Source organism: Streptomyces apricus (assembly GCF_008369065.1).
GTDB lineage: Bacteria > Actinomycetota > Actinomycetes > Streptomycetales > Streptomycetaceae > Streptomyces > Streptomyces apricus.
In genome coordinates, this window is sequence record NZ_VDFC01000004.1 from 172,576 (window position 1) to 195,406 (window position 22,831).

Consider the following 22,831-nt stretch of genomic DNA (forward strand, 5'->3'; position numbering starts at 1 on the left):
GAGCGAGCGCAGCGCCCCCGCCTCGAAGGGAGCCAGCTCCCCGAACCGCCCCGCCAGCACCTTCGCCGCCCACTGCGGATCCTGCAGCAGCGCCCGCCCGACCGCGATCATGTCGAACTCCTCGTCCTCCAGCCGGTCGAGCAGGTCGTCGATGCCCTTGACCGGGGCACCCTCGCCCCGGAAGCCCTTGAGGAAGTCGCCGTCCAGGCCCACCGACCCGACCGTGATGACGGGCTTGCCGGTGAGCTTCTTCGTCCAGCCGGCCAGGTTCAGGTCGGAGCCCTCGAACTCCGGCAGCCAGTAGCGGCGCGTCGACGCGTGGAAGACGTCCACACCGGCCGCCGCGAGAGGCTCCAGCACGGCCTCCAGCTCCGCCGGGGTCTGCGCGAGGCGCGCCTTGTAGACGTCCTGCTTCCACTGCGAGTAGCGGAAGATCACGGGGAAGGTGGGTGAGACGGCCTCCCGCACCGCGGCCACGATCTCCGCCGCGAACCTCGTCCGCGCGACGGGGTCGCCGCCGTACGCGTCGGTGCGCCGGTTCGTGCCCTCCCACAGGAACTGGTCGAGCAGGTAGCCGTGCGCGCCGTGCAGCTCGACCCCGTCGAAGCCGATGCGCTCGGCGGCGGCAGCGGCCTCGGCGAAGGCCCGGACCACGTCGTCCAGGTCGGCCTGGGTCATCTCCTTGCCCTGGCCCGCGGTGCCGTCCAGGCGCAGACCGGACGGGCCGACCGCGGGCGCGCCGGCGAACGGCGGCTCCCCGGCGGAGCGCACCATGCCGATGTGCCAGAGCTGCGGCACGATCGTCCCGCCCGCCGCGTGCACGCCCTCGGCGACCTTCGCCCAGCCGGCCAGCTGCTCCTCGCCGTGGAACCGCGGCACCCGGTCGCTGTTGCCGGCCGACTCGTGGCCCACGTACGTGCCCTCGGTGACGATGAGGCCGACCCCGGCGGCGGCCCGGCGCGCGTAGTACGAGACCACGTCCTCCCCGGGGACGCCGCCCGGCGAGAACTGCCGGGTCATCGGCGCCATCGCGATCCGGTTCGGGACGGTCAGGCCGTTGAGGGTGACGGGCCGGGAGAGGACGGCGGCCGCGCGGGATCCGGCGGCGGAGCCGGCGGGGGAAGCGGAACCGGAAGCAGAATCGGACGCGGTGGTGTCGACAGTCACGCGGAGGCTCCTCGTGGGGTGGAGTGGTCGGACAGGAGGTCGGACGGGTGAGGGGACGCGCCTGCACATCCCGTCGGGTATGTGCACACGCATAAATCCCTCCTCCCGACAACCACCCCGGTGACCAGGACATTCCGGCGACCCGCCGCACACCGCTGTGACCCCGGACACGCAGAAGGGCGGCACCCCTGGCACGGGGTACCGCCCTTCTCACGTACTGCGAACTACCGAGCCGGGGCTCAGAAGTCCATGTCACCGCCCGGCATACCGCCACCGGCGCCGGCGCCGGCCGCGGCCTTCTCCGGCTTGTCGGCGATGACGGCCTCGGTGGTGAGGAACAGCGCGGCGATGGAGGCGGCGTTCTGCAGAGCGGAGCGCGTCACCTTCGCCGGGTCGATGATGCCTTCGGCGATCATGTCCACGTACTCACCGGTCGCGGCGTTCAGGCCGTGACCGACGGGCAGGTTGCGGACCTTCTCGACGATGACGCCACCCTCAAGACCACCGTTGACGGCGATCTGCTTGAGCGGGGCCTCCAGGGCGAGCTTCACGGCGTTGGCGCCGGTCGCCTCGTCACCCGAGAGTTCGAGCTTCTCGAAGACCGTGGAGGCCTGGAGCAGGGCCACGCCACCACCGGCGACGATGCCCTCCTCGACGGCCGCCTTCGCGTTGCGGACGGCGTCCTCGATGCGGTGCTTGCGCTCCTTGAGCTCGACCTCCGTGGCGGCACCGGCCTTGATGACGGCCACGCCGCCGGCCAGCTTCGCCAGACGCTCCTGGAGCTTCTCGCGGTCGTAGTCCGAGTCGGAGTTCTCGATCTCGGCGCGGATCTGGTTGACCCGGCCCTGGACCTGGTCGGCCGAGCCGGCGCCGTCCACGATCGTGGTCTCGTCCTTGGTGATGACGACCTTGCGGGCGCGGCCCAGCAGGTCCAGACCCGCGTTCTCCAGCTTGAGGCCGACCTCCTCGGAGATGACCTCGCCGCCCGTGAGGATGGCGATGTCGCCGAGCATGGCCTTGCGGCGGTCACCGAAGCCCGGGGCCTTGACGGCGACGGACTTGAAGGTGCCACGGATCTTGTTGACGACCAGGGTCGACAGGGCCTCGCCCTCGACGTCCTCGGCGATGATCAGCAGCGGCTTGCCGCTCTGCATGACCTTCTCCAGGAGCGGGAGCAGGTCCTTGACGTTGGCGATCTTCGAGTTGGCGATCAGGATGTACGGGTCGTCGAGGACGGCCTCCATACGCTCCATGTCGGTGGCGAAGTACGCCGAGATGTAGCCCTTGTCGAAGCGCATGCCCTCGGTGAGTTCCAGCTCCAGACCGAAGGTCTGGGACTCCTCGACGGTGATGACGCCTTCCTTGCCGACCTTGTCCATCGCCTCGGCGATGAGCTCGCCGATCTGGGTGTCGGCGGCGGAGATGGAGGCCGTCGAAGCGATCTGCTCCTTGGTCTCGACATCCTTCGCCTGCTCGAGGAGGGCACCGGAGACGGCCTCGACGGCCTTCTCGATACCGCGCTTGAGGGCCATCGGGTTGGCGCCGGCGGCCACGTTGCGCAGGCCCTCGCGGACCAGCGCCTGGGCGAGCACGGTCGCGGTGGTCGTTCCGTCGCCGGCGACGTCGTCCGTCTTCTTGGCGACTTCCTTGACCAGCTCGGCGCCGATCTTCTCGTACGGGTCTTCGAGCTCGATCTCCTTGGCGATGGAGACACCATCGTTGGTGATCGTGGGGGCGCCCCACTTCTTCTCTAGGACGACGTTGCGACCCTTGGGACCAAGGGTGACCTTGACGGCGTCGGCGAGCTGGTTCATCCCGCGCTCGAGACCGCGCCGTGCCTCCTCGTCGAACGCGATGATCTTGGCCATGTGAAGTGGTCCTCCCGGACTGGGGTGGAATCTCCAGGACCGCGCCCGCGCCCGCGACGGACGGCCTGCCGACCTCGTGGTTCCTTGCCCCACCCGGCCTGCGGGCCTCACCGACCCGGTCCTCGTTGTCACTCTCACCTTCAGAGTGCTAACGCAATGATTAGCACTCGACCCATGAGAGTGCAAGCGCCTCCCGATGATCCGCAGGTGGGAGCGGGGGCGGTGGTGGACGGCCGATGATCACGCCGGTCGCGCCCGGGCATGCCGAAGGGCCCGCACCCGGGAGGTGCGGGCCCTTCGGAGAAGAACGTCGCTGCAGTAAGTCGGCGCGTGCTTCAGCCGGTCGCCAGACGGACCATGTCCGCCTGCGGCCCCTTCTGGCCTTGCGAGATCTCGAAATCGACCCGCTGACCCTCTTCCAGGGTGCGGTAGCCGTCCATCTGGATCGCGCTGTAGTGGACGAAAACATCCGCACCACCGTCGACCGCGATGAAGCCGTACCCCTTCTCCGCGTTGAACCACTTGACGGTGCCCTGAGCCATGCCTAACTCCCCTATTACTGGCCCTTGCACAGACCCGCACTTCGCGGATCCGGGTCAGACCTCACCCCCCAACGGTTGGGGGTGTGCGCCGGAACGCGTCGACCGCGGCTGAATGTATCTGTCCAACTGCCGTCTGCAACAGGTCAATCCGACGAGAATTCCGGGCACGACCGATCGGGAATATGTGAAGGATTCACGAAGTTTCAGGGCAAGTCGGGCCCCAGAAATGCCATAAACGGCTCAAAAGCGCCGTGCACTTTGGCTGCTTCTTGACGGACCCCGGGCGTGAACTCCTATGCGCCGGTCGGTCGGGATGAAGCAGGTTCCCCAACTGTACCGCGCTCAACCATACAGAATTGCCCCCTCCGCTTCTCTCACGGAGGGGGCAATTCGATGAACTCTGCGTGTTCGGAATTACCTAGGGTAATTCCGGTCGGCGAACCGGTTTCCGGTCGCCGGCCACGGGGGTGGGAGCGAGGGCGGAGCCTCAGCCTCCGGCGACCGCCGGGATGATCGAGACACCGGCGCCGTCCGGGGTGGCCGTCTCCAGGCCCTGCTCGAAGCGGACGTCGTCGTCGTTGACGTACACGTTGACGAACCGCCGCAGCTTCCCCTGGTCGTCCAGGACCCGGGCGGCGATCCCGGCGTGGTTCTTCTCCAGATCGGCGATGACGTCGCCGAGGGTCGCCCCCTCGGCGGCCACCTCGGCCTGCCCGCCCGTGTAGGTGCGCAGGATGGTGGGGATGCGGACGTTGACGCTCACGGGGACCTCCGGTCGGGTGTGACTGCTGTACGGCGCACCTGGCTTCTCAGGGGCGCGGGGAACTGCGCGGCCGGCCCCGCCGGCCCGCGGACGACCATCAATGCTCAGGACCCGAGCCCTGCCGCGTGGAAGGAGTCCAGGTTCGGGCGGATGGTCGCGGTGAGCCCCGTGTCGGAGGCGACCGCGTCCAGGGTCTTGAGCCCGTCCCCGGTGTTGAGGACGACGGTCGTCAGACTCGGGTCCAGCAGACCGTTCTCGATCAGCTTCTTCGTGACCCCCACCGTCACCCCGCCGGCGGTCTCCGCGAAGATCCCCTCGGTGCGCGCCAGCAGCTTGATCGCGTCGACGATCTGCCCGTCGTCCACGTCCTCCACCGCGCCGCCCGTACGGCGGGCGATGTCGAGCACGTACGGGCCGTCCGCCGGGTTCCCGATCGCGAGGGACTTCGCGATCGTGTCCGGCTTCTGCGGCCGCACGACGTCGTGCCCGGCCTTGTACGCGACGGAGACCGGCGAGCAGCCCTCGGCCTGGGCGCCGAAGATCTTGTACGGCCTGTCCTCGACGAGGCCGAGCTCGATCAGCTCCTTCAGACCCTTGTCGATCTTCGTGAGCTGCGAGCCGGAGGCGATCGGCACGACCAGCTGGTCCGGCAGCCGCCAGCCGAGCTGCTCGCAGATCTCGTACGCCAGGGTCTTGGACCCCTCCGCGTAGTACGGCCGCAGGTTGACGTTGACGAAGCCCCAGCCCTCGCCGGCCGGGTCGCCGATCAGCTCGGAGCAGAAGCGGTTCACGTCGTCGTAGTTGCCCTCGATGCCGACGAGCTCGCCGCCGTAGACCGCGGCCATGACGACCTTGCCCTGCTCCAGGTCGTGCGGGATGAACACGCACGAGCGGAAGCCGGCCCGCGCGGCGGCGGCGCCCACCGCACCCGCGAGGTTGCCGGTGGAGGAGCAGGAGAGCGTGGTGAAGCCGAACGCGCGCGCGGCCTCCAGTGCCTGGGCGACGACGCGGTCCTTGAAGGAGTGCGTCGGGTTGCCGGAGTCGTCCTTCACGAAGAGCTTGCCGGCGTCGACGCCCAGCTCGCGCGCCAGGTTGTCGGCCTTGACGAGCTTGGTCCAGCCGGGGTTGATGTTCGGCTTGTCGGCCACGTCCGCGGGGACGGGCAGCAGCGGCGCGTAGCGCCAGATGTTCGCGGGGCCCGCCTCGATGCGCTTGCGGAGCTCTTCGGTGTCGTGGCCCGAGAAGTCGTAGGCGATCTCCAGCGGGCCGAAACACTCCTCGCAGGCGAAGACCGGACCGAGCGGGACGCGGTGGCCGCACTCGCGGCAGGACAGCGCGGCGGCCGGGCCGAGGTCGACGGAGTTCGCGGCAGGGGCGGGGGTCGTGGTGCTTGCAACAGTCTGCGCAGCCATGGAGGCGAGGCCCTTTCTCCTCATCTTCCTCACGACGCACTTCGCCGTGAGACGGATTTGGCACCTTCCCTAGCCGGGAGCCTCGCTGCGCTGATCGGCGATGATCAGGACGAGACCGGCTGGAGGGTTGCCGGGGCTTCAACGGGCCGTGTCCCTCTGCCCCTCTGGATGAGCGGTATTCGATTGTGGTGCGCGGTGGTGCCGGGCGCACATTTGGTTTTACACGCAACGACCCCCGACATGCGATGGTCATCAGCGTTGTCCAAGACTGTAACCGAAGGCCTGGATGGTGGAGAGAGCCGTCCGAACCGCGAGATGACCGTCATACCGGCAGCTGCCGCGGCGGACGCACGCATCCCGACGAACGCAAGGGAGAGCCGCACGTGCTGGAAGACGTCGAGCGATGGCTGAGCACGCGCTCCTGGTCGGTCGAGGACCGTCCGCTCAAGAAGCTGATCGCCGCGAAGCGGTCCACCGGGTCCACGGTGAGCGTCGTACTGCCCGCGCTCAACGAGGAGGCGACCGTCGGTGACATCGTCACCGTGATCCGCCGTGAACTGATGACCGCGAAGGTGCCGCTCGTCGACGAGGTCGTGGTGATCGACTCGGGGTCGACGGACCGCACCTCCGAGGTCGCGGCCGCCGCGGGGGCCCGGGTGGTGCACCGGGACGCGATACTCCCGCGCATCCCGGCCCTGCCCGGCAAGGGCGAGGTGCTGTGGCGCTCGCTGCTCGCCACCCGCGGGGACGTCGTCGCCTTCGTCGACGCGGACCTGAAGGAGTTCTCGGCGGACTTCGTCACCGGGATCGTGGGCCCGCTGCTCACCGATCCGGGCGTGGACCTCGTCAAGGCGATGTACGACCGCCCGCTGGGCGCCGCCGCCGGTGAGGGCGGCCGGGTCACCGAGCTGATGGCGCGCCCGCTGCTCAACATGCACTGGCCGCAGCTGGCGGGCTTCGTGCAGCCGCTGGGCGGGGAGTACGCGGCGCGCCGCTCGCTCCTCGAACGGCTCCCGTTCCCCGTGGGGTACGGGGTGGAGCTGGGCATGCTGGTCGACGCGCTGCACCTCGTCGGGCTCGACGCGCTCGCGCAGGTGGACGTCGGTGTGCGCAGGCACCGGCACCAGGACGGGCAGGCGCTCGGGCGGATGTCCGCGGCGATCTACCGCACGGCCCAGCTGCGGCTCGCCCGCGGGCACCTGATCCGGCCGGTGCTGACGCAGTTCGAGCGGGGGGAGGGCGGCTTCGAGCCGCGTACGTACTCGGTGGATCTGGAGGAACGCCCGCCGATGGTCGATGTCGAGGAGTACGTGTCCCGCCGGGCGGCGTGACGCGTACTCCTCGGCGTGGCGCTGCGCGGCCTGCGCCGTCTTCGTCCGCGGGTCGGTGGGGGCTTGTCGCGCAGTTCCCCGCGCCCCTGGGTATCTGGGGGCGCGGGGAACTGCGTGGGCAACCCCCACCGGTGATCAGGTGACGTACGACCTTCCGTCCGCCGGTGGGTGGAACGTTTGAGCGGATAAAGGTGCGGCTAGATTTCGAGTCATGGCTCCTACCCACGGCACCCACCCCGTCCTCGTCGCGTCCAACCGCGGCCCGGTCTCGTACACGCAGGACGAGTCCGGTGAGCTCACCGCCAAACGCGGCGGCGGCGGACTCGTGTCGGGCCTCTCCGCCATCGGCCCGGACGCCGGCGCCCTGTGGGTCTGCTCGGCCCTCGGCGACGGCGACCGCGAGGCCGTGCGGCGCGGGATCGGCGAGGAGGGCGTGCGGATGCTCGACATCGACGCCGGCACCCACGCCGCCGCCTACAACGGCATCGCGAACTCCACGCTCTGGTTCGTGCACCACATGCTGTACCAGACCCCGCTGGAGCCCGTCTTCGACGCGGAGTTCCGGCGCCGGTGGGCGGCCTACGAGGCGTACAACCGGGCCTTCGCCGAGGCGCTGGCCGAGGAGGCGGCGGACGGCGCCGCGGTCCTCGTGCAGGACTACCACCTGACCCTCGTGCCGCGGATGCTGCGCGAACTCCGTCCCGACCTGCGGATCGGGCACTTCTCGCACACCCCGTGGGCCCCGGTGGACTACTTCCGCCTGCTGCCGGACGACATCGCGGCGCAGGTCCTCGACGGGATCCTCGGCGCCGACCGCGCCGCGTTCCTCACCCGGCGGTGGGCGGACGCGTTCACGGCGTGCTGCCGGGCCGTCCTGGGACCGGACGCCGCTCCCGACACGAAGATCGGCGTGCACGGCCTCGGCGCCGACGCGGACTTCCTGCGCGAGCGCTCGCACCGCGCGGACGTCGACGAGCGGATGGCCGCGCTGCGCGAGCAGATCGGCACCGCCCCCGACGGCGGTGCCCGCAAGGCGGTCGTGCGGGTGGACCGGACCGAGCTGTCCAAGAACATCGTGCGAGGCCTGCTGGCGTACCGGCAGCTCCTTGAGGACCGCCCCGAGTGGCACGAGCGGGTGGTGCACGTGGCGTTCGCCTACCCCTCGCGCCAGGACCTCGCGGTCTACCGCGACTACACCGCCGAGGTGCAGCGGGTCGCCGACGAGATCAACTCCGCGTTCGGGACGGACGGCTGGACCCCGGTCGTGCTGCACGTGGAGGACGACTTCGCGCGCTCGCTCGCCTCGTACCGGCTGGCCGACGTGGCGCTGGTGAACCCCATCCGCGACGGCATGAACCTCGTCGCGAAGGAGGTGCCGGTCGTGTCCGACGACGGGTGCGTGCTGGTGCTGTCGCGGGAGGCGGGGGCGTACGAGGAGCTGGGCGAGGACGCCGTCGTGGTGAACCCGTACGACGTGGTGGGTACGGCGGAGGCGCTGCACGAGGCGTTGACGGTGCCCCTGGACGAGCGGGCCGAGCGGACGAAGCGGTTGGCTGCGGCTGCTACCGCGTTGCCTCCGGCGCAGTGGTTCCTGGACCAGTTGCACGCCTTGCGCTCCGCGTAGCGTCTGCCGGGGGCGCGGGGTTCGTTTGAACCTGCGGGTGCGTGGGGGCTGATCGCGCAGTTCCCCGCGCCCCTGAGGGGGCGCCCCTAGTGGGGCGCCAAGTGGGCGGCCAGGGTTGTGAGGAGTTGGGCCACTCCCTCGGGGCCCGGGACCACCAGGTCCGCGCGGTCGGTCAGTTCGGTGACCTCCGTGCTGCCGCTGCAGACCAGGAGGCCGGGGACGCCGTCGGAGCGGAGTTTCTCGACGGCGGCGAAGGCCGGCAGGTCGCCCAGGTCGTCGCCGCAGTACAGGACCGACTCGGCGCCGACCTCGCGCACGTACTCGCCCAGGGCGACGCCCTTGTCCATGCCCGGCGGGCGCAGCTCCAGGACCAGCCGCCCCGGTTCGACGATCAGGCCGTGCCTGTGGGCCAGCTGCGCCAGCGGTTCGCGCAGTGCCTCGAAGGCGGCCTGCGGGTCCTGGGCGCGGCGGGTGTGGACCGCGACGGCCCGGCCCTTCTCCTCGATCCAGCTGCCCTGCCAGGCGCCGATGCCGTCGAGGAAACCGGGCAGCTCGGCGCGGGCGGCGGCCACACCGGGGTGCGGGGCGGGCGCCCGGACGGTGCCGGTGACGGCGTCCCAGCGCTCGGCCCCGTAGTGGCCGAGCACGACGAGGTGGTCGAGCCCCGGCACTCCGGCGAAGCCGCCGTACCGCACGGCGACCCCCGCGGGCCGGCCGGTGACGACGGCCACCGATGCCACCCTCGGTGCCAGTGCCGCGAGGGCGGGCACGGCGTCCGGGTGCGCGCGGGCCTGCTCGGGGTCCGGCACGATCGGCGCGAGGGTGCCGTCGAAGTCGAAGGCGAGGACGGCCTTGTCGGGCCGGGCGAGAATGGCATCGAGACCGTCCCGGCCCGCCATGGTCACGGGGCTCGGGAGCGACGCTGCGTCGGGGTGACTGGCCATGCTGCGACCCTATCCGCCGAGGTGGGGTCTTACTCCTCCCGCTCGGTCCTGCGCCTCTCGCGGACGCGGCGCAGCCGGTTGACGGTCACGGGGTCGTGGGCCAGGGCACGCTCCGTGTCCAGCAGGGCGTTGAGCACCTGGTAGTACCGCACCGGGACGAGCCCCAGCTCCCATCCATGCAGCCCAACATAACCGCCCCCACCGACACCTCAGGGGCGCGGGGAACGGCGCAGTCTTTTGCCTTCAGGGGCGCGGGGAACGGCGCAATCTTTTGCCTTTAGGGGCGCGGGGAACTGCGCGACCAGCCCCCACCCACCCGCACTGCACGCACGACGGAGCCGACGGCAGTCACTCGGCGTTCTGCCGAGCGGCAGCGCCCCGCTGCAAATGCCCCAGCACCCCCGCCGGACTCCCGGTCGAAGACACCGCCGTACCGATCTCCTGCTTGATGTCCGCGCTGACCCGCGCCCACGACGTCTGCCCCACCGGAGGCAGCTCCGCGTTGGGCAGCTCCTCCAGGAAGTCGAGCAGGTCCGCGTCGTCCGCGTCGGCGGCCATCGCCTCGGACGCGGACGTGGTCACCGGCAGCAGGTCGTACTCGTGCGAGAACTCCAGCACGTTCTTGTCGCTGTACACGTAGTCGAGGAAGTCCCCGATCTGCTCCCGGTGCCCGCTCTTCTTGAACGCCATCATCCAGTCGGCGACACCCAGCGTGGTCTCGGACCGCCCGTCGACGCCCGGCATCGGCACCATGCCGAACTTGACGCCCTTCTCGGCGGCGGCCTTCATCAGCGTGGGGTGCCCGTTCAGCATGCCGACCTCGCCGCGCGTGAACGCCGCGAACGCCTGCGCCCGGTTGAGCTTGCCGGGCGCGACCGGCCCGGTGAGGCCCTTGCCGACCAGCTTGTCCTTCAGCCAGGTGAACGTCTCGACGTTCTGCTCCGAGTCGATGTCGTACGAGCCGACCTCGTCCGTGTATCCGGCGCCGTTGCCGAGCAGCCACATCATCGTCTCGGCCTGCGCCTCCTCGGGCCCGAGCGGCAGGGCGTACGGGTACCGCACGCCCTGCGCCTTGAGGGCCGCGGCGGCGGACGCGAGCTGGCCCCAGGTCTTGGGCGGGGTGACCCCGGCGTCGGCGAAGAGGTCCTTGTTGTAGAAGAGCAGCCGCGTGGAGGAGGCGAACGGCATGCCGTACTGCGACTGGTTGACCTGCCCGGCCGCGGACAACTGCGTCACGAAGTCGGACTGGGTGTCTATGGAGAGCACGTCGTCGGCGCGGTAGAGCAGGCCGTCGGCCGCGTAGTCGGCGTACGCGCCGATCTGCGCCAGGTCCGGCGGGTCACCGGCGGCGACCATGCTCTTGACCTTGGCGTCCACGTCGTTCCACGAGTAGACGCTCACCTCGACGTCGACGTCCGGGTGGTCCGCCTCGTACGCCTTCGTCAGCTTGTCCCAGTACTTCTGCGAGCTGTTGGCCTGGGAGTTCCCGTAGTCGGCCGCCACGAGTCTCAGGGTGACGGGCCCGTCCCCGGCGGAGCTTCCGCACCCCCCGAGGGCCGCCGTCGCACTCAGTGCGGACACCACCGCGATCAGACCTGTCACTCGCCGCTGCACTGCTGCCGTCCTCAACCCTGCCGCCGCACCGGCTCCACCGCGTACCCGCGGTCACGCTCGTGCGATCGCTCTTTCGATTAGCAATTTTCGATCTAAGGTCTACACCACGTAAGTGGACTAGACCTCTCATGGGGTAAGGGGCGACACTGTGCGTGTGAGACACGTCATCGCCCTCGATGTGGGCGGCACCGGGATGAAGGCCGCCCTCGTGGGGGCGGACGGCGAGCTGCTGCACCAGGCCCGCCGCACGACGGGCCGCGAGCGCGGCCCGGACGCCGTCGTCGAGTCGATCCTCGCCTTCGCCGCCGACCTGCGGGCGCACGGCGAACGCCACTTCGGCGAGCCCGCCGCGGCGGCCGGCGTCGCGGTCCCCGGCATCGTGGACGCCGACCGCGGCATCGCCGCCTACGCGGCCAACCTCGGCTGGCGCGACGTACCCCTGCGGGACCTGCTGGGCGAGCGGCTGCACGGGGTGCCGGTCGCCCTCGGCCACGACGTGCGCACCGGTGGCCTCGCCGAGGGCCGGATCGGCGCGGGCCGGGGCGCGGACCGCTTCCTCTTCGTACCGCTGGGCACGGGCATCGCCGGCGCGATCGGCATCGACGGCCGGGTGGAGTCGGGCGCGCACGGCTTCGCGGGCGAGATCGGCCACATCGTCGTACGTCCCGGGGGCACCGCCTGTCCGTGCGGGCAGCGCGGCTGCCTCGAACGGTTCGCGTCGGCGGCCGCCGTCAGCGAGGCGTGGGCCGCGGCCTCCGGCGACCCGGAGGCGGACGCGGCCGACTGCGCGAAGGCCGTCGAGTCCGGGGACCCCCGGGCGCTGCCGGTCTGGCAGGCGGCCGTGGACGCGCTGGCCGACGGGCTCGTCACCGCGCTCACCCTGCTGGACCCGCGCACCCTGATCATCGGTGGCGGTCTCGCCGAGGCGGGGGAAACCTTGTTCACACCCCTGCGGGCCGCGGTCGAGCGGCGCGTCACCTTCCAGAAACTGCCGTCCATCGTCCCCGCGGCCCTGGGGGACACGGCCGGCTGCCTCGGCGCGGGCCTCCTCGCCTGGGACCTGCTGGCCACCCCTGCTCCGGAGGTATCCGCCCGATGACCACGAACCGGCCGCACGAGGGCGCCCCCGAAGGGGCGCGGGGAACTGCGCGCCCAGCCCCCACCGGCCCGCAGCCGACGATCCTCACCGGAGCGACCGTAGTCCTCCCCACCGGCACGGTGCCCAACGGCCGCGTGATCGTCGAAGGCACCCGCATCGCCGGGAGCGCTCCCGAAGGCGCCCCCACGCTGGACCTGTCGAACCACTGGCTGGTCCCCGGCTTCGTCGACATGCACAACCACGGCGGCGGCGGCGCCTCCTTCACCTCGGGCACGGTGGAGGAGATCCTCCAGGGCGTCCGCACCCACCGCCTGCACGGCACGACCACCCTCGTCGCCTCCACCGTCACCGGCGACATGGACGGCCTCGCCCAGCGCGCCGGACTGCTCTCCGAACTGGCCGAGCAGGGCGACCTCGCGGGCATCCACTTCGAGGGCCCGTTCATCTCCCCCTGCCGCAAGGGCGCGCACTCCGAGGAGCTGCTGCGCGACCCCGACCCGGCGGAGGTCCGCAAGCTGGTCGACGCGGCGCGCGGCCAGGCCCGCATGGTCACCCTCGCCACCGAACTCCCGGGCGGCATCGACTCCGTACGCCTCCTCGTCGAGCACGGCGTGATCGCGGCGATCGGGCACACGGACGCCACGTACGAGCAGACGGCGGAGGCGATCGACGCGGGCGCGACCGTGGCGACGCACCTGTTCAACGCGATGCCCGTGCTCGGCCACCGCACACCGGGGCCGATCGCGGCCCTGCTGGAGGACGAGCGGATCACCGTCGAGCTGATCAACGACGGCGTCCACCTCCACCCGGCCTCCCTGCAGCTGGCGTTCCATCACGCGGGCGGCGGGCGGGTGGCGTTCATCACGGACGCCATGGACGCGGCCGGCTTCGGCGACGGCCGGTACATGCTCGGCCCGCTGGAGGTGGAGGTCGCGGACGGCGTGGCCCGCCTCGTGGAGGGCGGTTCGATCGCCGGCTCGACGCTCACCCTGGACCGGGCCTTCAAGCGGGCGGTGACCGTGGACCGGCTGCCCGTCGAGGACGTCGTCTCGGCCATCTCCGCCAACCCCGCACGGCAGTTGGGCCTGTACGACCGGGTGGGCTCCCTGGAGCCCGGCAAGGACGCCGACCTGGTGGTCCTGGACTCCGGCTTCGAGGTCAGGGGTGTGATGCGGCGGGGCGAGTGGCTGGTCGGGCCGCCCGTCGGACCGCGCTGACCGACGGGGGACTGGGCCGACCGGTGCGGTCCCTGACATGATCGAGCCTTCAACCAGGCAGGCGCGCTCGGTGAGCGCGTTCACATCGGGGGAGGTCGGCCCAGGTGATCCTGACGGTCACGCTGAACACCGCTCTCGACATCACGTACCGCGTACGGGGTCTGCGCCCGCACACGTCCCACCGGGTCACCGAGGTGACCGAACGGCCGGGCGGCAAGGGGCTGAACGTGGCCCGGGTGCTGGCGGCCCTGGGCCACGAGGTGTCGGTGACGGGTTTCACGGGCGGTGCCACCGGGCGCGCCCTGCGGGAGCAGCTCGCGCACGTGCCGGGTGTCGTCGACGCGCTGGTCCCGGTGGACGGCGCCACCCGCCGCACGATCGCGGTCGTCGACACGGCGAGCGGTGACACGACGCAGCTCAACGAGCCCGGCCCGCAGATCGCGCCGCACGAGTGGGCCGCCTTCCAGGAGGCGTACGAGGTGCTGCTGCGCTCCTCCTCGGCGGTGGCCCTGTGCGGCAGCCTGCCGCCCGGGGTGCCGGTGGGGGCGTACGCCCAGCTCGTGCGGACGGCGAGGGCGCTGGCGGTCCCGGTGCTGCTCGACACGAGCGGGGAGCCGTTGCGGCGGGGGATCGCGGCGCGGCCCGACATCGTCAAGCCGAACGCGGACGAGCTGGCCGAGCTGACCGGGGCGCACGACCCGGCGCAGGCCTCCCGCGACGCCCGCCGCCGGGGCGCCCACGCGGTGGTGGCCTCGCTCGGCGCCGAGGGGCTGCTGGCGCGTACGCCGGACGGGGACTGGCGGGCCGCTCCCCCGCGGCCCGTGCGCGGCAACCCGACGGGCGCGGGCGACTCCGCGGTCGCGGGGCTGCTCTCGGGCCTGGTCGAACGACTGCCGTGGCCCGAACGCCTGTCCCGGGCGGTCGCCCTGTCCGCGGCGACGGTGCTGTCACCGGTCGCGGGCGAGTTCGACCGGAGTGCCTACGACGGGTTGCTGGGGCAGGTCTCCGTGACGCGGGAGACCACCGCGGCCTGACCCGGCCGCGGTCCGCCGCGGCCCGGGTCCTCCCGCGGGGTCAGTCCTTGACCTGGCCCGCCTTCAGGCGGAGCTGGTCGAGGAGGACGTCGCACTGGTCGCCGTCCTGGCAGGAGATGGAGATCGTGTTGGTGCCCTTGGTGAGGCTGGGGTAGGCGTACGTCTCCGTCCAGCCCTTGTCCCACTCGTTCTCCTTGGCGCGCGCGAAGTTGCTCAGGTTCAGCTTGGTGCCGAACTCCTTGCCGTTCACGGTGAGCGTCATCTTGGCGTCCTTGCCGGGGACGCTGTACCGCGTGAAGACGGTGTAGACGCCGGACTCCGGGATGCCGTTGACGGTCCAGGTGACCTCGGCGCCGACCTGGTTGAGGCCGGTCACGTAGAGGCCGCCGCCCGCCTTCGCGCCCTCGATGTCCGAGGCGGTCGTCACGCCGGGGCCGAGCTTCAGGGCCTTCGCGTCTATCTCGGGGAGGTCCTCCGGCTCCGCGGCCTCCTTGGTGGAGGACTGGCTCGGCTCGGCGCTCTGGCCGGCGGAGGCGGTCGGTGCCGCGGCGTCGTCGCCGCTCTTGTCGTCGTCCGAGTCGCCGCCGGCCATCGCGATGCCGATGCCGATCACCACGGCCGCGACCACGGCGACGGCGCCGATCAGCAGCCCCTTGGTGTTGGGCCCGCGGCCCCGGCCGCCACCGCCGTGCCTGCTGCCGGCGTCCGACGCGTGGTGCGTCGCGGTGGCGCCGCCGGAGAAGCCCTCCGGCGCCGCGGAGTAGTTCGCGGTCGGCTGCCCGTACGTGCCCTGCTGCTGCGGCACCTGCCCGTACTGAGCGGTGGGTGCGGTGGGTGCGGTCTGCGCGGCGGACTGGCCGTACTGGCGCTCACCCACCGGACGCACCCGGTTGACCGAGCCGGGGTAGCCGTAGCCACCACCGCCGCTCGGCGGACGGGCTCCGGCGGCCTGCCCGTCCTCGTACAGGTAGCCGAACGGGTCGTCGTCCTCGGGCGTGCTCGCGCCGTTGCTGCCGGGCGTCATCCCTTGGTCTCCTAGCGGGTGCGGTACAGATGCGGTACGGGGGATCGAAAGGCGAGCCTACCCGGTTCCGCTGACCCGAACGGGTGACTCAGCTCGCACGACGGCGCTGACCTGCGGTTCAGCCCGCACGCCTGTGCGCTTTGGGACGAGACCGTTTCTCTACGTACATCCGTTCGTCAGCGGACTGCAGGACCTCGTCCGCCGTCATGCCGCACTGGGCCCACCCGATACCGAAGCTGGCGCCCACCCGCATGGCCCGTCCGTCGACCCTGATGGGCTGGATGATCTCGTTGCGCAGCCGGACGGCGAGGTCCTCCGCGTCGGCCCGCCCGAGGCCGTCGGCGAGCACCACGAACTCGTCGCCGCCGAGCCGGGCGACCGTGTCGCCGTCCCGGACGGCGCCGCTCAGCCGGCGGGCCACCTCGATCAGCACGGCGTCGCCCGCGTTGTGCCCGAAGCGGTCGTTGATCGACTTGAAGCCGTCGAGGTCGCAGAAGAGGACCGCGAGCCCCTTCGTGCCGTCGTCGCGCTCGCCCTCGGGTGTGACGGTGTGCACATGGTGGTCGTACGCACCGAACGCGTCCACGGCCGGCCGGTGGTCGAAGCCGTGCCCGTTCACGTCGTACGGCCCGCTCGTGTCGTACAGCCTGGCGTCGTACGGTCCGCCCGTGTCGTAGAGCCCGTTCGCGCCGGGTCCGGCGGCCACCTCCCCGTACGCCGCGTCGATCGTGTCGACCACGCCGGGCTCCATCGCCGTGGGGCGCGTGCACAGCCGGGCGGCGAGCCGGGAGCGCAGCTCCGCCGAGTTCGGCAGCCCGGTGAGCGAGTCGTGCGAGGCGCGGTGGGCGAGCTGCAGCTCGCGGCGCTTGCGCTCCTCGATGTCCTCGACGTGGGTGAGCAGGAAGCGCGGCCCGTCGGCGACGTCCGCGACCACGCTGTTGCGCAGCGACACCCACACGTACGTGCCGTCGCGGCGACAGAGCCGCAGCTCGGCGCGGCCGCCCTCGGCGGAGGTCCTGAGCAGGGTCCCGATGTCCTCGGGGTGGACGAGGTCGGAGAAGGAGTAGCGGCGCATCGAGGAGGCGGGGCGGCCCAGGAGCCGGCACAGCGCGTCGTTCGTCCGCAGGATCCGGCCGTGCTGGTCGCCGCCCATCTCGGCCACGGCCATGCCGGACGGCGCGTACTCGAAGGCCTGCCGGAAGGATTCCTCGCTGGCGCGCAGGGCCTGCTGCTCACGCTCCAGACGCACCAGCGCGCGCTGCATGTTGGCCCGCAGCCGCGCGTTGCTGATGGCTATGGCGGCCTGGAAGGCGTACATCTGCAGGGCCTCACGGCCCCATGCGCCGGGGTGGCGCCCGTTGCGCGGCCGGTCCACCGACAGGACGCCTATCAGCTCGCCGCTGGACACGCCCGGCACGCCCGGGGTGTACATCGGGGCGAAGAGGCGGTCGGCGGGGTGCCACTCGTCCTCGAAGCGCGGCTCGGGCCCGTCGGTGTACCACTGCGGGACGTCGTCCTCGTCGAGGACCCAGCCCTCCGTGTGCGGTATGAAGCGCAGGTCGCCCCAGGCCTCGCCCATGTTGAGCCGGCGCTCCCAGGACGCGCGGGAGCCGACGCGGCCGGCGATGAGCGCCTCGGCGGCGGAGTTCCCGGCGAGGGCGGCGACGACGAGGTCGCCGTCGGGCTGGACGAGGTTGACGCAGGCCAGTTCGTAGCCGAGGCCGTTCACGACGCCGTCGGCGACGGTCTGCAGCGTGAGGGCGAGACTGCGCGCCTTGTTCATGTCGGCCATCACCCGGTGCAGCTGCCGCAGGCTGGCAAGTTGGACATACGGCTCCGCCTCGTCGGTCCCCACTCGTCCTCCCCCCGAATCCTCGACAGCAACTCCAGGGTCGTCTCCCGGCCTACTTCCCCGTTACTGAATCACAGCGCGCTGCCCACTCGGTACACAGGGTCAACAAATTATGGCACCTGTGACTCAAGTCACAGGTAAAGATGAACAATTGAGTGTGGTTTCCGCGCTTTCGCGGTGCGTTTACTGAACGCAAATTTGTGGAAGATGTGCGCGCCCCTGGTGGGAGATCCGAATCACACTCCTCCTCCCTCCCTCTTCAGTCCTAGGACCCGCTTCGGGCGTTGGTCGGATGTGACGGACGTTGGCGGAGAATAGCGTCTTCCTGTGCCGAACACTCCCCCTGCCACTGCCCCCGCCCCCTCCGTGCATGCTGAGGGGGTGAGCAACGACGAGTTCCGCGCCGCCCTGTCCCGGCTGGCGGCGGGGGTGGTCCTGGTGACCGCCCACGAACCGCAGACCGACCCGGACGGCCCGCGCGGCGAGGACGTCGGCATGACGGCGACCTCCTTCATGTCCGTGTCCCTGGACCCGCCGCTGGTGCTCGTCGGGCTGCGCGAGGGCTCCCGGATGGACGACCTGCTCGACGAGCAGCCGCTGTGGGCGGTCTCGTTCCTCTCCGAGGGCCAGAGCTCCGTCGCGAGCCGCTTCGCCATGAAGAACCGCATCTCGGACCGCCTGCTCTTCGCCGACGTGCCGCACGTCACCGGGAAGGAGTCCGGCGCCCCGCTGCTGGCCGGCGCCCTCGCGACCCTGGAGTGCCGCACCGAGCAGCGGGTGACCGCGGGCGACCACACCCTGGTGATCGGCCGGGTCCTGACGTCCTCCCTGCCGGGCACGGACGGCAGCCCGCTCACGTACTTCCGGGGCCGTTACCGGAAGCTGGGCTAGCGACGGTCCCGGGCCGGGGCCCCGGCCTCGGTATTGGTCTTTGTCTTGGTATTGGTCCGACCATGTACGACTGTGAAGGTACAGGTGTGAAGCGGCGCGCGCCGGTGACGGTGCGGCGCCGCGGGGTCGGGGTGCCGCGGGGCGCCGGGGCCGCCCGGCGAGGGCAGGGCGGCGGGGACGGTGCCGAGCGGGACGGACGGGGCCGCCCGCACACCTCCCGCACTTCCGGGTCGCGGGAGGGAATTGCGAAAGCCACGGCTCGCGGAAATCACCGCCCGTCCGGCTCCCTTTTCTTCGGCCTTTTCTTCCGGCGTCAGAAATCCCTGCACGCCGGGACGGTCCGGCGCCCTGCCGGAAAAGCGGGCGGGCGGGGAAGAACCCGGGACAGGAGGCCCCACAACGGCAGGACCCGGAACGGCAGGAACGGCAGGATCCGGCGCGGGAAGGCGCCCCTCATCCCCAATCGGCTCTGGCCTCGGCGAGCAGGGAGGCGAGCCGCACGGCGGCCGTCTCCCGGTTGCGCCACTGGGAGCGGTGCTCGGAGGCGCGCACCGAGACGACCCCGTCGACCAGCCGGTCGGCGAGCCTGGCGAGCGCCCGCTCCTTCCACACCGGCGGCAGCGACTCGGTCCTCGCGAGGTCGAACCGCAGCTCGACCTGGGAGTCCGTCGTGTTGACATGCTGGCCGCCCGGCCCGGAGGAACGCGAGAAACGCCACATGAGCTCGGCCTCGGGGAGGGAGACGGAGCCGCGGATGACGTAAGGACCGGACATGGCTCCATGGTCCCCCGTCCGTCCGGTCCGCGTCACCCACTTTTCGGCGCCGGGGCCGGGGGCGCGGCCCGCACCGCGACCTGCACCGGGTCCCGCGCCGGACCTGCGGGGCCGCCCTCAGGTAAAGAAAGTAAAGAGGAGCGGAACCCTGGGGACCCCCCTCGGCGTTCTTAGGGTTGGCGGTAGCTTCGTCCCGTACGAAGCCCGTAGCGCAGCACCGCACGACCCGTACGCACGTAAACGAGGGAAGGACTCCCAACAATGGCTGTAAGCCTGTCCAAGGGTGGCAACGTCTCGCTCACCAAGGAGGCTCCGGGCCTGACCGCCGTCACCGTGGGCCTCGGCTGGGACGTCCGCTCCACCACGGGAACCGACTTCGACCTGGACGCCTCGGCCATCGCGGTCAACGCCGAGGGCAAGGTCTACTCGGACGCCCACTTCATCTTCTTCAACAACAAGCAGACCCCGGACCAGACGATCGTCCACACGGGCGACAACCGCACGGGTGAGGGCGCGGGCGACGACGAGGCGATCAACGTCAACCTGGCCGGTCTCCCGGCCGACATCGACAAGATCGTCTTCCCGGTCTCCATCTACGACGCGGAGACCCGCTCGCAGAACTTCGGCCAGGTCCGCAACGCGTACATCCGCATCGTGAACCAGGCCGGCGGCGCCGAGATCGCCCGCTACGACCTCTCGGAGGACGCGGCCACCGAGACGGCCATGGTCTTCGGCGAGCTGTACCGCAACGGCGCGGAGTGGAAGTTCCGCGCGGTCGGCCAGGGCTACGCGTCCGGCCTCGTGGGCATCGCGAAGGACTTCGGCGTCAACGTCTGACCGCCGGTCCCCGGCGCACGACACCCGAGGGGCTCCGGCCCGGCCACGGCCGGGCCGGAGCCCCTCGCCGTCCTGGTGCCCTACCCTGCCCGCGTGATCCTCGAACCGCTCGTCCTCACCCCTGACCACGACCTGCCGGGCCCTCTCCTCACCGAACTCACCGCGCTGTACGCCTCGAACCACGCGTTCTACGCCCTCAGCGGCGACTTCCCCGACCCGCACGACATCCGTCCGGAGCAGGTGGCGAAGGCGCTGGCGGACGAGCTGGCCGATCCGGACGTGGAGGTCCTCCAGGCCCGCAGCGCCGGAGTGCTCGTCGCGGTCGTGATCACCCTCGCGCACCACCCCGACCCGGCCGACCCGGACCCCTGGATCGGCCTGCTGCTGGTGGACGCGGCCCAGCAGGGCAAGGGCTACGGACGGACACTGGCGGCACACGTCGAGGACCGCTTCCGCGTGGCTGGCCGGGACGCCGTCCGCCTGGCCGCGCTGGACGACAACCCCGGCGCCTTCGCCTTCTGGACGACGCTCGGCTACGAGGTGATCGGCCACCGCGAGGACCGCCGGCTGGGCCGTCCCTGCACGGTCCTGCGCAAGGTGCTGCGGTAGACGCACGCGGTTCTGCGCGAGGTGGTGCGCCGGGGCCCAGGTCCCGGCCCCGGGCCCCGGGTCAGGCGCGGTCCGGCTTTCCCTCCCCGTACAGCCAGTCGTCCCAGATCTCCGAGAAGTCCGCGTCCGGCGCCTTCGTCTCCACGAAGGCGGTGAAGTCAGCGGTGTCCGCGGTGCCGCGCCGGTGGGCGGCGGCCCATCCCCGCAGGATCCCCCGGAACGCCTCGTCGCCGACCGTCTGCCGGATCCTGTGCAGCACCATGGCGCCCCGCTCGTACACGGGGCTGTCGGAGATCTGCGCGGCGTCCGGCGGCCGGGCGGGCGGAAAGGCCCAGACGGCGTCGTCGTCGGCCTTGTCGTCGAAGTACTCACCCTCGTAGAGGAGGTCGAAGACCTCCTGGGCCGAGTCCCCGCCGTGCTCCTCGCCCCACAGCCACTCGGCATAGGTGGCGAAGCCCTCGTTCAGCCACATGTCGCGCCACGACCTGGGCGTGACGGAGTTCCCGTACCACTGGTGGGCCAGTTCGTGCACGAGCAGTTCGACGCTCGGCGCGCCCGGGAAGACGGGCCGGTTCTGGGTCTCCAGCGCGTATCCCGCGTCCTTCTCCCTCTCCACGATCGCCCCCGCCGACGAGAAGGGGTACGCCCCGAAGGTGCGCGTGCCCCATTCCACGATCTCGGGAATGCGCCCGAGCACCTCGTCGCTGCCGGCCGCCTCCCGCGGGTCGACGGCCGTGTACACGGGGACCCCGCCCTTCCCGTCGCCCTCGGAGCGGCGGACGGTGAACCTCCCCACGGCGACCGTCGCCACGTACGAGGCCATCGGCTCCCCCACGTGCCAGGTGAAGACGGCCCGCCCGTCCCGCACGCGCTCCTCGCGCAACTCGCCGTTGGAGACGGCCCGCAGCCCCTCGGGCACGGAGACGGTGATGTCGTACGTGGCCTTGTCGCCGGGATGGTGGTTGCCGGGGAACCAGGTCATGGACCCGGTGGGCTCCCCCAGGGCGAGGGCGCCGTCCGCGGTCGGCAGCCAGCCCTCCTCGGACCCGTCGGGATCGGTGACGACCTCGGGCGAACCGGCGTAGCGGACCACCGTGGTGAAGGAGGCCCCTTCGTCCAGGTCCTCCCGCGGACGCACGACCAGTTCGTGGTCACCGCTGCGGTTGAACCGGGCGGGCTTCCCGTCCACCTCGACCGACTCGACCTCCATCCCCTTCAGATCGAGGTCGAACGCGCTGAGGTCGCGGTCGGCCAGCGCCGTGACGACGGCCTTCCCCACCAGCTTCCGCTGCGCGGGCCGGTAGTCGAGGGKGAGCCCGTAGTGGGTGACGTCGTACCCCCCGTTGCCCAGCTTCGGAAAATACGGGTCCCGCACCCCGGGAGCCCCCGCGACCCCCCTCCACACCCCCGTCGCAGCCGGCGGCCAGCACGCACGCGAGCAGAACGGCGACAGGAGCGAGGACGACGGACCGGGGCATGACGGTGATCCTAGAGCGGCGTGACACCATCACCCCGTGCTCGACATCGGCTACGCCCTCTCCGCCCGCTTCCCGGACCCCCCGCAGACCGACTACCGCCGCGCGGACGTCCACGCCCTGCGCCACGACCTGTTCTGCGGGGACGTCTACCTCGCCGACACGAAGGCGGACCGGGAACTGTCCACCGCCTGGGGATGGGTGCCGGTGCTCGACTTCGCCTGGGCCCTGTGCGACATCGTCGAGCAGCTCGACCAGGACCCCCTGGGCAGCAGGGCGTCCCGCCCCCAGCGCGCCGAACTGGACTTCACCGAGTCCACCGACCGCATGCTCTTCGAGCGCCGCTTCGGCTGGGTCGACATCGAGGCCGACTGGATGCACCCCGACGAGCCCCCGCTCACCTTCTCCCACGCCGAACTGCGCCGCGAGGCACGGGACTTCCTCCACGACGTCCTCGCCGACCTGACGGACCTGCACGAGGGGCTCCGCGACAACCCGGCGATCTGGAACCTGGAGGCCCGCTTCCCCCGGCTGCCCTGACCCGGCGAACCGGGCGCGGTGGACCGGCCCGGTGGACCAGCCGCGGTGGATCGGCCGCGACGGACCGGGCACGGCGGACCAGCCAGGACTCGGCGGATCGGGCGCGGTGGACCGGCGGGGACGCGGCGGAACCTACGCGTCCGCCCCCACCACCCGGATCCCCATCTCCGCGGCGAACACCCCCGCCAGGTCCAGCAGCTGCGCGGGGCTGATC

Annotated in this window: 19 protein-coding genes, 3 pseudogenes and 1 riboswitch; of the genes and pseudogenes, 10 read left to right on the forward strand and 12 right to left on the reverse strand. The window is 71.5% G+C overall.

Going from position 1 to position 22,831, the window contains the following annotated elements; translation table 11 throughout:
* The 5 genes from FGF04_RS01455 to thrC form a co-directional block, all read right to left on the reverse strand.
* Positions 1–1,167 (reverse strand): NADH:flavin oxidoreductase (locus tag FGF04_RS01455; protein WP_235882126.1); only part of this gene is annotated, 1,167 nt, incomplete at its 3' end.
* A gap of 239 nt (positions 1,168–1,406) precedes the next feature.
* On the reverse strand, positions 1,407–3,035 hold the full coding sequence (groL, locus tag FGF04_RS01460; RefSeq protein WP_149509314.1) for a chaperonin GroEL: 1,629 nt from the start codon (positions 3,033–3,035) through the stop codon (positions 1,407–1,409).
* A gap of 335 nt (positions 3,036–3,370) precedes the next feature.
* Positions 3,371–3,577, reverse strand: coding sequence for a cold-shock protein (locus FGF04_RS01465; protein ID WP_007493268.1), 207 nt, complete (start codon positions 3,575–3,577; stop codon positions 3,371–3,373).
* A gap of 487 nt (positions 3,578–4,064) precedes the next feature.
* A complete protein-coding gene (locus tag FGF04_RS01470; RefSeq protein ID WP_149509315.1) occupies positions 4,065–4,340 on the reverse strand; it encodes a ubiquitin-like small modifier protein 1 in 276 nt (91 codons plus the stop codon).
* A 104-nt stretch (positions 4,341–4,444) separates the two neighbouring features.
* On the reverse strand, positions 4,445–5,752 hold the full coding sequence (thrC, locus tag FGF04_RS01475) for a threonine synthase (RefSeq protein ID WP_149509316.1): 1,308 nt from the start codon (positions 5,750–5,752) through the stop codon (positions 4,445–4,447).
* Positions 5,753–5,769: 17 nt separating this feature from the next.
* Positions 5,770–5,927: riboswitch (SAM riboswitch) on the reverse strand.
* A 208-nt stretch (positions 5,928–6,135) separates the two neighbouring features.
* On the opposite strand from thrC, the gene FGF04_RS01480 reads away from it, so the two are divergent.
* Together FGF04_RS01480 and FGF04_RS01485 are read left to right on the forward strand one after the other, a co-directional pair.
* On the forward strand, positions 6,136–7,083 hold the full coding sequence (locus tag FGF04_RS01480) for a glucosyl-3-phosphoglycerate synthase (RefSeq protein ID WP_149509317.1): 948 nt from the start codon (positions 6,136–6,138) through the stop codon (positions 7,081–7,083).
* 211 nt (positions 7,084–7,294) lie between these two features.
* Complete coding sequence (locus FGF04_RS01485) at positions 7,295–8,707, forward strand: alpha,alpha-trehalose-phosphate synthase (UDP-forming) (RefSeq protein WP_149509318.1); 1,413 nt, start codon at positions 7,295–7,297, stop codon at positions 8,705–8,707.
* Positions 8,708–8,793: 86 nt separating this feature from the next.
* On the opposite strand, the gene otsB is transcribed toward FGF04_RS01485, so the two are convergent.
* The 3 genes and pseudogenes from otsB to FGF04_RS01500 all read right to left on the reverse strand — a co-directional run bounded on the left by otsB (position 8,794) and on the right by FGF04_RS01500 (position 11,265).
* On the reverse strand, positions 8,794–9,651 hold the full coding sequence (gene otsB, locus FGF04_RS01490) for a trehalose-phosphatase (RefSeq protein WP_149509319.1): 858 nt from the start codon (positions 9,649–9,651) through the stop codon (positions 8,794–8,796).
* Between the two features lie 29 nt (positions 9,652–9,680).
* Positions 9,681–9,821, reverse strand: a pseudogene (locus FGF04_RS01495) (DUF3263 domain-containing protein); the annotation flags it as partial.
* Positions 9,822–9,999: 178 nt separating this feature from the next.
* The gene (locus FGF04_RS01500) at positions 10,000–11,265 is read right to left on the reverse strand and encodes an ABC transporter substrate-binding protein (RefSeq protein ID WP_149509321.1); all 1,266 of its coding nucleotides are present in this window, start codon (positions 11,263–11,265) and stop codon (positions 10,000–10,002) included.
* Positions 11,266–11,419: 154 nt separating this feature from the next.
* Between FGF04_RS01500 and FGF04_RS01505 the strand changes: the two genes are divergently transcribed.
* The 3 genes from FGF04_RS01505 to FGF04_RS01515 all read left to right on the forward strand — a co-directional run bounded on the left by FGF04_RS01505 (position 11,420) and on the right by FGF04_RS01515 (position 14,615).
* On the forward strand, positions 11,420–12,364 hold the full coding sequence (locus FGF04_RS01505) for an ROK family protein (RefSeq protein ID WP_149509322.1): 945 nt from the start codon (positions 11,420–11,422) through the stop codon (positions 12,362–12,364).
* Positions 12,361–13,581 (forward strand): N-acetylglucosamine-6-phosphate deacetylase, encoded by a 1,221-nt coding sequence (gene nagA, locus FGF04_RS01510; protein ID WP_149509323.1) that lies wholly within the window; start codon positions 12,361–12,363, stop codon positions 13,579–13,581. Before FGF04_RS01505 ends, nagA begins: the two co-directional genes overlap by 4 nt.
* A 104-nt stretch (positions 13,582–13,685) precedes the next feature.
* A complete protein-coding gene (locus tag FGF04_RS01515) occupies positions 13,686–14,615 on the forward strand; it encodes a 1-phosphofructokinase family hexose kinase (protein ID WP_149509324.1) in 930 nt (309 codons plus the stop codon).
* 40 nt (positions 14,616–14,655) lie between these two features.
* On the opposite strand, the gene FGF04_RS01520 is transcribed toward FGF04_RS01515, so the two are convergent.
* Together FGF04_RS01520 and cdgB are read right to left on the reverse strand one after the other, a co-directional pair.
* Positions 14,656–15,639, reverse strand: coding sequence for a carbohydrate-binding protein (locus tag FGF04_RS01520; protein ID WP_149509325.1), 984 nt, complete (start codon positions 15,637–15,639; stop codon positions 14,656–14,658).
* 118 nt (positions 15,640–15,757) lie between these two features.
* Positions 15,758–17,431, reverse strand: a complete 1,674-nt coding sequence (cdgB, locus tag FGF04_RS01525; RefSeq protein ID WP_408055578.1) for a diguanylate cyclase CdgB — start codon at positions 17,429–17,431, stop codon at positions 15,758–15,760.
* Between the two features lie 387 nt (positions 17,432–17,818).
* Here cdgB and FGF04_RS01530 point away from each other — a divergent pair, with 387 nt between their 5' ends.
* Positions 17,819–18,382 (forward strand): flavin reductase family protein, encoded by a 564-nt coding sequence (locus FGF04_RS01530; RefSeq protein WP_149509327.1) that lies wholly within the window; start codon positions 17,819–17,821, stop codon positions 18,380–18,382.
* Between the two features lie 465 nt (positions 18,383–18,847).
* Here the strand turns inward: FGF04_RS01530 and arfB are convergent.
* Positions 18,848–19,156, reverse strand: a pseudogene (gene arfB, locus FGF04_RS01535) (alternative ribosome rescue aminoacyl-tRNA hydrolase ArfB); the annotation flags it as partial.
* 261 nt (positions 19,157–19,417) lie between these two features.
* Here arfB and FGF04_RS01545 point away from each other — a divergent pair.
* Positions 19,418–19,993 (forward strand): TerD family protein, encoded by a 576-nt coding sequence (locus tag FGF04_RS01545; protein WP_149509329.1) that lies wholly within the window; start codon positions 19,418–19,420, stop codon positions 19,991–19,993.
* Between the two features lie 93 nt (positions 19,994–20,086).
* Positions 20,087–20,602 (forward strand): GNAT family N-acetyltransferase, encoded by a 516-nt coding sequence (locus FGF04_RS01550; protein WP_149509330.1) that lies wholly within the window; start codon positions 20,087–20,089, stop codon positions 20,600–20,602.
* Positions 20,603–20,663: 61 nt separating this feature from the next.
* On the opposite strand, the pseudogene FGF04_RS01555 reads toward FGF04_RS01550, so the two are convergent.
* Positions 20,664–22,110 (reverse strand): annotated as a pseudogene (locus FGF04_RS01555) (M1 family metallopeptidase).
* Between the two features lie 6 nt (positions 22,111–22,116).
* Here FGF04_RS01555 and FGF04_RS01560 point away from each other — a divergent pair.
* Positions 22,117–22,617, forward strand: coding sequence for a hypothetical protein (locus FGF04_RS01560; protein WP_149509331.1), 501 nt, complete (start codon positions 22,117–22,119; stop codon positions 22,615–22,617).
* 31 nt (positions 22,618–22,648) lie between these two features.
* The coding region (locus FGF04_RS40595; protein WP_223146329.1) for a hypothetical protein at positions 22,649–22,831 on the forward strand (183 nt) is incomplete at its 3' end.

What these genes read in the sequence shown, in the direction of transcription:
- nagA (WP_149509323.1), top strand. Translation starts at nt 12,361, where the DNA reads ATGACCACGAACCGGCCGCACGAGGGCGCCCCCGAAGGGGCGCGGGGA.
- FGF04_RS01520 (WP_149509325.1), bottom strand. Translation starts at nt 15,639, where the DNA reads ATGACGCCCGGCAGCAACGGCGCGAGCACGCCCGAGGACGACGACCCG.
- otsB (WP_149509319.1), bottom strand. Translation starts at nt 9,651, where the DNA reads ATGGCCAGTCACCCCGACGCAGCGTCGCTCCCGAGCCCCGTGACCATG.
- groL (WP_149509314.1), bottom strand. Translation starts at nt 3,035, where the DNA reads ATGGCCAAGATCATCGCGTTCGACGAGGAGGCACGGCGCGGTCTCGAG.
- FGF04_RS01485 (WP_149509318.1), top strand. Translation starts at nt 7,295, where the DNA reads ATGGCTCCTACCCACGGCACCCACCCCGTCCTCGTCGCGTCCAACCGC.
- cdgB (WP_408055578.1), bottom strand. Translation starts at nt 17,431, where the DNA reads ATGGCCGACATGAACAAGGCGCGCAGTCTCGCCCTCACGCTGCAGACC.
- FGF04_RS01545 (WP_149509329.1), top strand. Translation starts at nt 19,418, where the DNA reads ATGGCTGTAAGCCTGTCCAAGGGTGGCAACGTCTCGCTCACCAAGGAG.
- thrC (WP_149509316.1), bottom strand. Translation starts at nt 5,752, where the DNA reads ATGGCTGCGCAGACTGTTGCAAGCACCACGACCCCCGCCCCTGCCGCG.
- FGF04_RS01465 (WP_007493268.1), bottom strand. Translation starts at nt 3,577, where the DNA reads ATGGCTCAGGGCACCGTCAAGTGGTTCAACGCGGAGAAGGGGTACGGC.